Source organism: Pseudoroseomonas cervicalis ATCC 49957, assembly GCF_000164635.1.
Taxonomy (GTDB): Bacteria; Pseudomonadota; Alphaproteobacteria; order Acetobacterales; family Acetobacteraceae; genus Pseudoroseomonas; species Pseudoroseomonas cervicalis.
This window is the reverse complement of record NZ_GG770778.1, coordinates 291,738-302,824: the sequence shown is the minus strand read 5'-3', so window position 1 is coordinate 302,824 and position 11,087 is coordinate 291,738. Positions and strand designations below refer to the sequence as shown.

The 11,087-nt window shown below is 71.4% G+C and carries 13 protein-coding genes; 6 read left to right on the top strand and 7 right to left on the bottom strand.

Annotation, left to right across the window (positions count from 1 at the left end; all coding sequences use genetic code 11):
* Positions 1-370: PRC-barrel domain-containing protein (locus tag HMPREF0731_RS08715; RefSeq protein WP_007003719.1), on the top strand; the 370-nt coding region annotated here is incomplete at its 5' end.
* A gap of 4 nt (positions 371-374) precedes the next feature.
* On the opposite strand, the gene HMPREF0731_RS08710 is transcribed toward HMPREF0731_RS08715, so the two are convergent.
* Positions 375-980: a deoxycytidylate deaminase gene (locus HMPREF0731_RS08710; protein ID WP_007003718.1), complete on the bottom strand. Its 606-nt coding sequence runs from the start codon at positions 978-980 to the stop codon at positions 375-377.
* A 165-nt stretch (positions 981-1,145) separates the two neighbouring features.
* Between HMPREF0731_RS08710 and HMPREF0731_RS08705 the strand changes: the two genes are divergently transcribed.
* Positions 1,146-2,765, top strand: a complete 1,620-nt coding sequence (locus HMPREF0731_RS08705; RefSeq protein WP_007003717.1) for an ABC transporter substrate-binding protein — start codon at positions 1,146-1,148, stop codon at positions 2,763-2,765.
* Positions 2,766-2,861: 96 nt separating this feature from the next.
* On the top strand, positions 2,862-3,251 hold the full coding sequence (locus tag HMPREF0731_RS08700; protein ID WP_007003716.1) for a RidA family protein: 390 nt from the start codon (positions 2,862-2,864) through the stop codon (positions 3,249-3,251).
* Positions 3,252-3,275: 24 nt separating this feature from the next.
* On the opposite strand, the gene HMPREF0731_RS08695 is transcribed toward HMPREF0731_RS08700, so the two are convergent.
* The 6 genes from HMPREF0731_RS08695 to thrC all read right to left on the bottom strand — a co-directional run bounded on the left by HMPREF0731_RS08695 (position 3,276) and on the right by thrC (position 8,958).
* The gene (locus tag HMPREF0731_RS08695) at positions 3,276-4,061 is read right to left on the bottom strand and encodes an amino acid ABC transporter ATP-binding protein (protein ID WP_007003715.1); all 786 of its coding nucleotides are present in this window, start codon (positions 4,059-4,061) and stop codon (positions 3,276-3,278) included.
* A 10-nt stretch (positions 4,062-4,071) separates the two neighbouring features.
* The gene (locus HMPREF0731_RS08690) at positions 4,072-4,752 is read right to left on the bottom strand and encodes an amino acid ABC transporter permease (RefSeq protein WP_007003714.1); all 681 of its coding nucleotides are present in this window, start codon (positions 4,750-4,752) and stop codon (positions 4,072-4,074) included.
* Positions 4,753-4,762: 10 nt separating this feature from the next.
* Entirely contained in the window at positions 4,763-5,431 is a 669-nt protein-coding gene (locus tag HMPREF0731_RS08685; protein WP_007003713.1) for an amino acid ABC transporter permease, read from the bottom strand.
* 86 nt (positions 5,432-5,517) lie between these two features.
* The gene (locus HMPREF0731_RS08680; RefSeq protein WP_007003712.1) at positions 5,518-6,417 is read right to left on the bottom strand and encodes a transporter substrate-binding domain-containing protein; all 900 of its coding nucleotides are present in this window, start codon (positions 6,415-6,417) and stop codon (positions 5,518-5,520) included.
* A gap of 77 nt (positions 6,418-6,494) precedes the next feature.
* Positions 6,495-7,736, bottom strand: coding sequence for a D-amino acid dehydrogenase (locus HMPREF0731_RS08675; protein ID WP_040612584.1), 1,242 nt, complete (start codon positions 7,734-7,736; stop codon positions 6,495-6,497).
* 4 nt (positions 7,737-7,740) lie between these two features.
* Positions 7,741-8,958 (bottom strand): threonine synthase, encoded by a 1,218-nt coding sequence (thrC, locus tag HMPREF0731_RS08670; RefSeq protein WP_007003710.1) that lies wholly within the window; start codon positions 8,956-8,958, stop codon positions 7,741-7,743.
* 200 nt (positions 8,959-9,158) lie between these two features.
* On the opposite strand from thrC, the gene HMPREF0731_RS08665 reads away from it, so the two are divergent.
* The 3 genes from HMPREF0731_RS08665 to HMPREF0731_RS08655 form a co-directional block, all read left to right on the top strand.
* Complete coding sequence (locus HMPREF0731_RS08665; protein ID WP_007003709.1) at positions 9,159-10,280, top strand: NAD(P)/FAD-dependent oxidoreductase; 1,122 nt, start codon at positions 9,159-9,161, stop codon at positions 10,278-10,280.
* On the top strand, positions 10,261-10,563 hold the full coding sequence (locus HMPREF0731_RS08660) for a (2Fe-2S)-binding protein (RefSeq protein ID WP_007003708.1): 303 nt from the start codon (positions 10,261-10,263) through the stop codon (positions 10,561-10,563). Before HMPREF0731_RS08665 ends, HMPREF0731_RS08660 begins: the two co-directional genes overlap by 20 nt.
* Positions 10,560-11,087 (top strand): NAD(P)/FAD-dependent oxidoreductase (locus tag HMPREF0731_RS08655; RefSeq protein ID WP_007003707.1); only part of this gene is annotated, 528 nt, incomplete at its 3' end. The genes HMPREF0731_RS08660 and HMPREF0731_RS08655, both read left to right, overlap by 4 nt.

The window sequence follows — 11,087 nt, the reverse complement described above, 5'->3', positions numbered from 1 at the left end:
CCACCCGGAGGCCAGCGTGGCGCCGGACGACCTGCGCGGCGGCACTGGCCAGGCCCTGCCACGCGGCGCCACCGTCTCGCTCAACGCCGATCGCTGGCGCGCCAGCCGGCTGCTGGGCGCCGAGGTGTTCAATTCCGAGAATCGCAGCCTGGGCAAGGTCGAGGACCTGGTGTTCACCCGCGAGGGCGGGCTGGCCGTGATCGTCGGCGTCGGCGGCTTCCTGGGCATGGGGCAGCGGCTGGTCTCCCTGCCCTATGACCGGCTGCAATACAGCGAGCGCTGGGTGCTGCCCGGCGCCACCGAGGAAGCCCTGAAGGAGATGCCCGAATTCCGCTTCGACGCGGAGGAGGCGCCGGCCGCGCCGGGCTGAGCGCCTAGCCGCCGCCCTGCCCCGGCGGGCCGGGGCGGAACAGGCCGAAATCGAATTCCGCCTGCAGCGCGGCGAAGGGGTCCTCCGCCGCGCGCGCCTCGTCCCGGTTGAGGCCGAGCGCGTCGAGCTGGGCGCCGCTGATCGGCGTGAACTCCACCCCCGCCTCGCGCAGCATGGCGATCGACAGCAGCCCGACCCGGTCCCAGTAGGAGGCGGTGCCCTCGCGCGGGGCGGCGGCCACCACCCGCTTCACCCCGGCCTGGATCAGCAGCGTCGCGCAGGTGTTGCAGACCGGCTTGCCCACCACATAGGCGTCGCAGCCGCGCGCATTGTGCCCGGCATGCAGCAGCGCGTTCTGCTCGGCATGCACCATCATGCGCAGCTTGGTGGCCTTGTCCTGCAGCCGCTCGGCGCTGTCCTCGACATTGGAGGGGAAGCCGTTGAAGCCGGTGGCGACGATGCGCGCCTGCGGCTGGTTGACCAGCACGGCGCCCACCTTGGCGCGCGGGTCCTTCGACCATTGGGCGATGTGGTGCGCCAGGCCGATATAGCGGCTGTCCCAGCGCGCCAGCTTGTCGGGGCGGCCCTCGAAACTGTTCGGGTTGCTCATGCGCCGGCCCCGCCGCCAAGCCGAAGCTCACGATTCCGGGCGAGACCGATCACAGCCCCGTTGACGCGACCGGCCCCGCATGCAGCAATCGCGCCCGAGCCGCCGGCACAGGCGGACCCGCAGGGACCACGGCAGTCACATTTCTGATTTCGGAGACGTTCTATCATGCAGCGCACCGCCATCCGCGCCCCCCTGAGCCGCCGCGCCATGCTGGCCCTGTCGGCCGCCACACTCGGCAGCGGCTCGCTGGCCTTCGGCGGCGGCGCGGCCCGGGCCCAGGCCGCGCAGACCCTCAGCCTGGCGGTGGCGGCGCCGCCGACCTCGCTCGACCCGCACTATCACACGCTCTCCCCCAACAACATGGTGGCCGAGCACTTCTTCGATAAGCTGGTGCACCGCGACGCCAACGCCAAGCTGGTGCCGGGCCTGGCCGAATCCTGGCGCATGGTCAGCGACGACACCTGGGAGTTCAAGCTCCGCCAGGGCGTGAAGTTCAGCAATGGCGACGCCTTCACCGCCGAGGACGTGGTCTTCACCATCAAGCGCGTGCCGAACGTGGTGAACAGCCCCGGCTCCTTCTCGATCTACACGCGCGGCATCGTCTCCAGCGAGATCGTCGACCCGCACACGATCCGCTTCAAGACCAACGGCGTCTACCCGCTGCTGCCCTACGACCTGAACAACGTCTTCATCATCTGCAAGGCGGTGGGCGACAACGTCGCGACGGGCGACTTCAACAACGGCAAGGCGGTCATCGGCACCGGCCCGTTCCGGCTGCAGAGCTTCACCCCGGACGACCGCGTGGTGATGACCCGCAACGAGGAATACTGGGGCGACAAGCCGGATTGGCGCCAGGTCAACTATCGCTTCATCACCAATGACGGCGTGCGCGTCGCCGCCCTGCTGTCGGGCGATGTGCAGATGATCGACGTGGTGCCGCCGGCCGACATGCCGCGGCTGCGCACCACCCAGGGCGTCACCTTCTCCGAGATCCCCTCGCTGCGCTCGATCTACCTGAAGCTCGACACGGCGCATGACAGCTCGCCCTACATCACCGGGCCGAACGGGCAGCGGCTGGACCGCAACCCGCTGCGCGACGTGCGGGTGCGCCGCGCGCTGTCGATCGCCATCAACCGCCAGGCGATCGTCGACCGCGTGCTGCAGGGTGCCGGCCTGCCGACCGGCCAGATGATGCCGCCCGGCGCCAATGGCTATGTCGCCGACCTGCCGGCGCCGGCCTATGATGTCGAGCGCGCCAAGGCCCTGCTGGCCGAGGCCGGCTATCCGAACGGCTTCAACATCACGCTGATCGGGCCGAACAACCGCTATGTCAGCGATGCGCAGATCATCCAGGCCGTCGGCCAGATGTGGCAGCGCATCGGCGTGCGCACCACGGTCGATGCCATGCCGTTTGCCGTGCTGGCGCAGCGCCAGGCGCGCAACGACATGTCGGCCATGCTGATCGGCTGGGCGACCTCGGGCGAGCCCTCCACCGCCATCCGCGGCAACCTGACCACCCGCATCCCGGAGAAGGGCTTCGGCACGGTCAATTTCAGCGGCTATTCCAACCCCGAGGTCGATCGCCTGACCGAGGAGGGCCTGCGCACCGCCGATGACGCGAAGCGCGAGGATCTGTTCAAGCGGGCGATGCGGGTGGCGATGGAGGATGTCTCGCTCATCACCCTGCACATGCAGAAGAACATCTGGGCGATGCGCGGCGGCCTGACCTATGAGCCGCGCGCCGACGAATACACCGTCGCCATGAACGTCAACGCCCCGAAGTAATCTTTTTTCCAGTTGCCGCGCCCGGTGGGCGCGGCGCGTGGGGGCCGTTCGCGGCCCCCACCCCCGCGCCCCGGTGGCGCCAGACGGAACCCCATCATGCCCAAGCGTATCATCGCCTCCGACAAGATCGGCCGCAGCCGGCTGCCCTTCGCCCAGGCGACCGTCGCCGGCGGCTTCATGTTCGTCTGCTGCATGGGCAATGACCGCGAGGGGCGCTACGCCCTCGGCGACGCCCGCGCGCAGACGCAGCAGGCCATCGACAACATCCGCACCCTGCTGGAGGAGGCGGGCGGCTCGCTGCGCGACGTGGTGAAATGCACCGTCTACGTCACCGACCGCGCCTATTGGCAGCCGATGAACGAGGTCTATTTCGCGAATTTCGCCGAGGACCCGCCGCACCGGGTCTCCTGCATCGTGCAGGGGCTGGGCTCGCCCGACGCGGTGGTGGAGATCGACGCCACCGCGTATCTGGGCGCGGATATTTGAGAGGCGCGGGGCAGCGCCCCGCCGTCACACGCCGCCGAGCAGTCCGTGGAATCGTCCGAGAAAATTCCGCAGCCGCTCGCTCTCCGGGTTGCCAAACACCTCCGCCGGCGGGCCGGCCTGCGCCACCCGCCCCTGGTCCATGAAGACCACATGGTGCGAGACGTCGCGCACGAACAGCATCTCGTGGCTGACCAGCAGCATGGTCTGGCCGCTTTCCGCCAGGCTCTGCATCACCGCCAGCACCTCGGCCACCAGCTCCGGGTCCAGCGCGCTGGTCACCTCGTCGAACAGCAGCAGGCGCGGCTGCATGGCGACCGCGCGGGCAATGGCGACACGCTGCTGCTGCCCGCCGGAGAGCTGGTAGGGGTAGTGGCCGCGCCGCGCCTCCAGCCCGACGCGGGCCAGCCAATGCCCGGCGATCTCGCGCGCCTCCGCCTTCGGCTTGCCCAGCACCTTGGTCAGGCCGAGCATCACATTCTCCTCCGCCGTCAGGTGCGGGAAGAGATTGAACTGCTGGAACACCATGCCGATCCGCGCCCGCTGGGCGGAGATGGCGGCCTCGCTCATGCGGCGGCGCCGGCCGCCCTCCATGCGGTAGCCCACCGGCTCGCCGTCGAGAAGAATCTCGCCGGCATCGTGCTCCTCCAGCAAATTCACGCAGCGCAGGAAGGTGGTCTTGCCGGAGCCGGAGGCGCCGATCAGCGCCACCACCTGGCCCTGCCGCACATCCAGGTCGATGCCCTTCAGCACCTCGGTCTCGCCGAAGCTCTTGTGCACCTTGCGGGCCTGCAGCAGCACATCCTCGGCCATGCGGCCCTCCTCAGTAGCGCAGATAGGAGAAGCGCCGCTCCAGCGCCGCGCCGAGCTGCGCGATGGCGGCGTTGATCACCAGGTAGAACAGCCCGGCGGTCAGGTAGAAATCGATGATCAGGTAGTTGCGGGCCATCACCTGCTGGCTGGCCAGCAGCAGCTCCACCACGCCGATCACCGAGAGCAGCGTCGTGCCCTTCACCACCTCCAGGCCCGTGTTCACCCAGGGCGGCAGCATGCGGCGCAGCGCCTGCGGCAGCACCACATAGGCGAGGCGCTGCGGGAAGCGCAGGCCGATCGCCTTGGCCGCCTCCATCTGGCCCGCGGGGACGGATTCCACCGCGCCGCGCAGCGTCTCCGCCACATGCGCGGTGGCGAAGGCGGTCAGCGCGATGACCCCGGCCCAGAAGGCCGGCACGTTGATGCCGAACAGCGCCAGCCCGTAATAGGTGAACAGGATCAGCACCAGCACCGGAATGCCGCGCAGGATGTCGACATAGAGCCGCGCCAGGAACCGGGCGAAGGCGCCGCCATAGGCCAGCACCAGGCCGAGCAGCGTGCCCAGGAGGGTCGCGGCCAGGATGGTCAGCGCCGAGCTCGACAGCGTGGTCCAGATGCCGGACAGCAGCGAGAAGCGCGCCTGCCACAGCTCGAACAGATAGGTGCCGGGCTGCATGGAGAGATCGAACATCGCGCGCCCCTCAGCGGATGCTGGCGTAGCGCCGCTCGACCCGGCGCAGCAGCGCGGCGAGCAGCCAGGCGGTGGCGAGGTAGAGGGCCGAGGCGGTCAGCCACACCTCCATCACGCGGAAGGTGTTGGCGTTGACCTGCCGCGCCACGAAGGTCAGCTCCGGGATGGCGATGGCCGCCGCCAGCGAGGTGTCCTTGAACAGCGAGATCAGGTTGTTGCTGATGCTGGGGAGCGTGATGCGGAACATCACCGGCAGCACGACATAGACCTGCCGCTGCCAGGGCCGCATGCCGATCGCCTTCGCCGCCTCGACATACTGCTTCGGGATGGAGGCGAGGCCGGCGCGGAACACTTCCGACATGTAGGCGCCGGCATAGAGGGAGAGCGTCAGCACGAAGCTCTGGAACTTGTCCATGCCGTAGATGCCGAATTCCGGCAGGCCGAAATAGATGAAGAAGATCAGCAGCAGCAGCGGCGTGCAGCGGACGATCTCGACATAGACCCGCACCGGCGCGGACAGCCAGATCCGCCCGGATTGCCGCGCATAGGCGCAGGCGAGGCCGAGCACGCAGCCGATCGCCAGCGACAGCACCGCGAGGCCGAGGCCCAGCGCCAGCGCCTCGGCGAAGCGGTCGGCGTTGCGGGTGATGACGCTCCAGTCGAAATGATAGTCGATCATGCCTGGCCCATCGGTGGCGGGGGCCGCGCGGCCAAGCGCGCGCGGCGGAAGCGGCCGGGCGGGAGGTGCCCCGCCCGGCCGGGCGGTCAGGCGAACTCGTTCGGATAGCCGATCTTGGGCGTCGGCAGCTCGATGCCGAACCACTTCTTGTAGGAGGCGGCGAAGTAGTCGAAATCCACCCCCATCATCGCCTCCTTGTAGACGGTGTTGACCCAGTTCAGCCACACCGGGTCGCCCGGCTTGACGGCGGAGGCATAGGAGTTCGGCATCCAGCCATAGCCGGCATCGACGAAGCGGCCCGGCGTCTGCTGCATCAGCCAGCGCGCCGCCGACTGGTCGGCCATGTAGGCGTCGATGCGGCGGGCGTTCAGCGCCTGCAGCACGGCGTCGGGGCTCTCGAAGGCGTCCACCTTGGCCTGGGGCAGCGCCTTGCGCACCCATTCCTCCATGAACACGTTCTGCATGCCGCCCACCGTCACGGCGTTGCCGGCGGCCTTCATGGCGTCGTAGTTCTGGTACTTGGCGCCGCGCGCCAGCAGCAGCAGCGTCACGCCCTCGCGGTAATAGGGGATGGTGAACTCGACCTGCTGGGCGCGGCCCGGCGTCACCGTCATCCACTGCACCACGATGTCCACCTTGTCGGTGATCAGCGAGGGGATGCGGGCATCCGAGCCCTGCAGCACGAACTCGACCTTGTTGGGGTCGTCGAACAGCGACTTGGCCAGCAGCCGGGCCAGGTCGATATCCATGCCCTGCAGCTTGCCGTCGGCGCCCTCGAAATGCCAGGGCGGGTTGGTGCTGCCGGTGCCGACGATCAGCCGGCCGCGATCCTTGATCATCTGCAGCCGGCTTCTGCCCGCGCTCTGGGCCATGGCTGCCCGCGGCGCGAGCAGGGCGGCGGCGCCGCCGAGCGCCGCGCCCGCGGCTCCCATGCCGAACAGCCCGCGCCGCTCCAGGCTGACGCTCTTCTCGTCCTGCTCACTCATCTGCGGTCCCCTTCTGTCCCCAGGCACGCCTTGGCCGGCATGTCTTCCCGACAGGTCAGCAAGAAACCGGCCAGATGTCACGCCACCGAAGCTATGTCCTTTTGGCAATCTTCCACGATCTGCGCCAGCCGCCGCCCCGAGCCCGCCGCCATGGTCCAGCCGGTATGGCCGTGCCCGGTGTTGAGGAACAGGTTGGCGATGCGGGTCGGGCCGATGCGCGGCCGCCCATCCGGCACCATCGGCCGCAGCCCGGCCCAGCGCACCGCGCCCGGCGCGGAATCGGCCAGCGCCAGTTGCGGGAACAGCTCGCCCACCCCGCGCATCAGCGCGGCGATGCGGCGCGGCGAGGGGGTGGTGTCGAAATCCGCGACCTCGGCCGAGCCCACGATGCGATACCGGTCGCCCAGCGGGGTGAGGGCGAATTTGCGCGCATCGTCGAGGATGGCGTGGCGCGGCCCCTCCGGCCAGACGCTGCGCGGCACGGTCACCGACAGCCCCTTCACCGGATAGACCGGCAGCTCGATGCCGAGCGGGCGCAGCAGCGCCGGCGAATGGCTGGCCAGCGCCACCACCACCGCATCGCTCGGGATGTCGCCCTGGCTGCTGGCCACCGCCGCCACGCGGCCGCCCTGCATCACCAGCCCGCGCGCCTCGGTGTTGTAGTGGAAGGTGGCGCCGCGCGCCGCGCACCAGGCGGCCAGGCCCTGGCTGAACTTGTTGCAGTCGCCCACCTCGTCCTGCGGGAAGTACAGCCCGCCGGCGATGCGGTGGGCCACGGCGGCCAGCGCCGGCTCACGCGCCACGCAGGCCTCGCGGTCCAGCAATTCGGTCACCAGCCCGTGCGGGGCCAGCGCCAGATGCGCGGCATGCGCGGCGCCGAGGCTCTCCTCATCGGCGAAGGTCTTCAGCACGCATTGCCCGGCATAGTCGTAGTCCACGCCGGTCTCGGCGCGGATCTCGGCCATGGAGCGGGCGGAGAGCAGCGCCAGCTCCAGATTGGAAATCGCCCCCTCATTGTGCCGCGCGGCGCGGGAGGCGGCGAGGAAGCCCAGGCCCCAGCGCCACATGCGCGGCAGGGCGGAGGCGCGCAGCAGCATCGGCGCATCCTCCTGCCCCAGCCATTTCAGCACCTTCAGCGGCACGCCCGGCGCCGCCCAGGGCTGCACGGAGCTGACATGGATGATGGCGCCATTGCCCCAGCTGGTCTCGACGCCGGCGGCCTCGCGCCGCTCCAGCACGGTGACCTGGTGGCCCGCCTTCTGCAGCCAATAGGCGCTGGCGACGCCGATGACCCCGGCGCCCAGGATGGTGATGCGCATCGTCTCAGTCCCTCTCCGCGGCCGCAGCCTCCCAGAGCCGCGCCACCGCCGCAAGGTCGTCCGGGTCGGCCACCGCATGGATGCGCGCCGGCAGGGATTGCCACAAGGCGGGGTCCTTGAAGCCATGGCCGGTGACCATCAGCACCAGCTCGGCCTCCGGCGCCACCAGGCCACGCGCCAGCAGCGGCGCCAGGGCGGCGACCGGGCTGGCCCCGGTCGGCTCGGCATAGATTCCTTCCTGACGCGCGAGCGCCCGCATCGCCTGTTTCAGCGCGTCGTCGCTGACCGCGATGGCGCAGCCGCCACTCTCCCGCACCAGGCGCAGCGTCAGCGTGCCATCCGCCTCATAGCCGATCAGCGGGTCGCTGATGCCCGACGCGATGGTGCGCGGCGCGTCCCAGGCGGCGACCCGCGCCTCGCCCCCCGCCCAGGCGCGGGCGATCGGCGCGCAGCCCTCGGCCTGCACCGCGACCAGCCGGGTGGACAGCCCCGCCATGGCCAGCCCGCGCGCCACGCCCTGCACCAGCGGGCCGCTGCCGGTCGGGATCAGCACATGGTCCGGCGCCCGCCCGCCCAGCTGCCGCGCGATCTCCAGCCCCGCCAGCTTGGCGCCATCCACCGCCCAGGGGTTGAGGAAGGTGGTGGTCAGGTTGGCCAGCCCCTGCGTCGCGGCGAGCTTCTCGGCCAGCGCGTAGGAGCGGCTGTAGTGCCCCTCCACCGTCAGCAGCACCGCGCCATGCGCGGCGATCTGCGTCACCTTGCCCTGCGGCGTGTGCGCCGGCACCACGATCACGGCCGGCATCCCCGCCCGCGCCGCATAGGCGGCGACCGAGGCGCCGGCATTGCCGGAGGAGGCGCAGACCACGCCCCGCGCCCCCAGCTCCCGCGCCTTGCTGATGCCGGCGCTGACCAGCCGGTCCTTGAAGGAGCCGGTGGGGTTGCGGGTCTCGTCCTTCAGCCAGATCCGGCCGCGGAAGCCGGGCAGCGAAGCCTCCAGCCGGGGCGCGCGCAGCAGCGGCGTCTCGCCCTCGCCCAGCGAGACGATGGCCTCCGGCTCGGTCACCGGCAGATGCGCCGCCTCCCGCCACATGCTGCCCGAAAGCGCCGGCGGCGGCGCCAGGCCGCTTTCGCCGGCCACCTCCAGGATGCCGCCGCAGCGCCGGCAGGCATAGAGCAGGGCGGGCGCATGGGCCTCCCCGCAGGCGGTGCAGCGCAGTTCCATCCCCGGTCCCCCTCCCCTGGCGCCCCCCAGGAGAGGCCAGCGGGGCGGCGATGGGAAGCCCCCGGCGACCGGCTTTGCCCGCGTGTTGCCCGCATGTTGCCCTGGGGCCGCTTCGGGGATATCGACGAATCCGCCGCGCCGCAGCGCGGGGTTCCGGGCCGCCCCGACCCGGCCGACCGGCCGCTGACCGGAGGGAGCGCATGCGAACCGAAAGCTATGACGCGCTGGTGGTGGGGGGCGGCCTGGTCGGCGCCGCCATCGCCTATGGGCTGCAGCGCCAGGGGCTGGCGACGCTGCTGCTGGATGAGGGCGACATCGCCTTCCGCGCCTCCCGTGGCAATTTCGGCCTGGTCTGGGTGCAGTCCAAGGGGCTCGGCGCGCCGCATTACCAGCGCTGGACGCGCGGCTCGGCCGCGGAATGGCCGGCGCTGGCCGCCGACCTCGCCGCGCGCACCGGCATCGGCACCGGGCTGCACCAGCCGGGCGGCGTGCATCTCTGCCTCTCCGAGCAGGAATTCGAGCAGCGCGCGGCGCAGATGGAGCAGATGCGGCGCGAGGCCGGCAATTTCGGCTTCGACTACCGCATGATCCGCGGCGCCGAGGCGCGCGACATGCTGCCCGGCCTCGGCCCGCAGGTCGCCGGGGTGAGCTGGACACCCTATGACGGCCATGCCAGCCCGCTCTCCCTGCTGCGCGCGCTGCACAGCGGCTTCACCGGGCTCGGCGGCCGCTACCTGCCGAATGCGCGGGCCGAGCGCAGCAGCGCCGCGCCGCATGATTTCGCGGTGGAGGCCGCCGGCACCACCTACCGCGCGCCGCGCATCGTGCTGGCCGCCGGCCTGGGCAACGCGGACCTCGCGCCGCGCTTCGGCCTGCACGCCCCCGTCCGCCCCGAGCGCGGCCAGATCCTGGTGACCGAGCGCGCGCGGCAGACCCTGCCCATGCCCTGCACCACCCTTCGCCAGACCGAGGAAGGCTCCCTGCTGCTCGGCGACAGCAAGGAGGATGCGGGCTTCGACCTCGGCCAGCGGACCGAGATCATGCGCGCCATCGCCCGCCGCGCCGCGCTGGCCTTCCCCTGGATCGCCGAGCTGAACCTGGTGCGCGCCTGGTCGGCGCTGCGCGTCATGGCGCCCGACGGGCTGCCGATCTACGACCAGTCGGAGCGCTTCCCCGGCGCCTTCACCGCCAATTGCCATTCCGGCGTGACGCTGGCCGGCACCCATGCCAACCGCCTGGCGCCGATGATCGCCGCCGGCGCCCTGGAGCCCGAGATGGCCCCCTTCTCTGCGAGACGCTTCGATGTTCGCCACGCGGCCTGAGCAACGCCCCGCCACCATCGAGGTGCTGGTGGACGGCACCGCCATCGCCGTGCCCGAGGGCGCCTCGGCCGCCGCCGCCGTGCTGCTGGCCGGCCTGCCCGCCATCCGCGAGACCCCCGTCTCCGGCGCGCCGCGCCTGCCCTACTGCATGATGGGCATCTGCTTCGACTGCCTGGCCGAGATCGACGGCGTGCCGAACCGGCAGGCCTGCCTGGTCACCGTCAGCCCCGGCATGCGCATCGCGCCGCAGCGCGGCGCCCGCGCCGCCCGAGCCACGCCATGATGCACGACCTGGCGATCATCGGCGCCGGCCCCGCCGGCATGAGCGCGGCGCTGGAGGCGGCGGGGCTCGGCCTGTCCGTGCTGGTGCTGGACGAGCAGCCGGCGCCCGGCGGCCAGATCTTCCGCGCTGTCGAGCGCGCCGCCGCCGATCCCGCCCTGCGCGGCGAATATGCCGATTCCGGCGCGCTTCTGGCGCGGCGCTTCCGCGCCATGCCGAATGTCGACTACCGCCCCGGCACCCAGCTCTGGAACATCGACGCCGCGACCGGCCTGCTCTCCTTCCGCGCCCCGGACGGCCCGGGCGAGGCGCAGGCGGCGCGCATCCTGCTCGCCACCGGCGCGCAGGAACGGCCGGTGCCGGTCCCCGGCTGGACCCTGCCGGGGGTGATGAGCGCGGGTGCCGCGCAGATCCTGCTGAAGCAGGCCGGCGCCGTGCCCAAGGGCAAGCTGGTGCTGGCCGGCCAGGGCCCGCTGCTCTGGCTGCTGGCGGCGCAGCTCGCCCGCGCCGGCGCGCCCCCTGCCCTG

Bases quoted from the DNA above. Each gene is read 5' to 3' on its own strand.
- HMPREF0731_RS08710 (WP_007003718.1), bottom strand. From the start codon at position 980: ATGAGCAACCCGAACAGTTTCGAGGGCCGCCCCGACAAGCTGGCGCGC.
- HMPREF0731_RS08705 (WP_007003717.1), top strand. From the start codon at position 1,146: ATGCAGCGCACCGCCATCCGCGCCCCCCTGAGCCGCCGCGCCATGCTG.
- HMPREF0731_RS08700 (WP_007003716.1), top strand. From the start codon at position 2,862: ATGCCCAAGCGTATCATCGCCTCCGACAAGATCGGCCGCAGCCGGCTG.
- HMPREF0731_RS08695 (WP_007003715.1), bottom strand. From the start codon at position 4,061: ATGGCCGAGGATGTGCTGCTGCAGGCCCGCAAGGTGCACAAGAGCTTC.
- HMPREF0731_RS08690 (WP_007003714.1), bottom strand. From the start codon at position 4,752: ATGTTCGATCTCTCCATGCAGCCCGGCACCTATCTGTTCGAGCTGTGG.
- HMPREF0731_RS08685 (WP_007003713.1), bottom strand. From the start codon at position 5,431: ATGATCGACTATCATTTCGACTGGAGCGTCATCACCCGCAACGCCGAC.
- HMPREF0731_RS08680 (WP_007003712.1), bottom strand. From the start codon at position 6,417: ATGAGTGAGCAGGACGAGAAGAGCGTCAGCCTGGAGCGGCGCGGGCTG.
- HMPREF0731_RS08675 (WP_040612584.1), bottom strand. From the start codon at position 7,736: ATGCGCATCACCATCCTGGGCGCCGGGGTCATCGGCGTCGCCAGCGCC.
- thrC (WP_007003710.1), bottom strand. From the start codon at position 8,958: ATGGAACTGCGCTGCACCGCCTGCGGGGAGGCCCATGCGCCCGCCCTG.
- HMPREF0731_RS08665 (WP_007003709.1), top strand. From the start codon at position 9,159: ATGCGAACCGAAAGCTATGACGCGCTGGTGGTGGGGGGCGGCCTGGTC.
- HMPREF0731_RS08660 (WP_007003708.1), top strand. From the start codon at position 10,261: ATGTTCGCCACGCGGCCTGAGCAACGCCCCGCCACCATCGAGGTGCTG.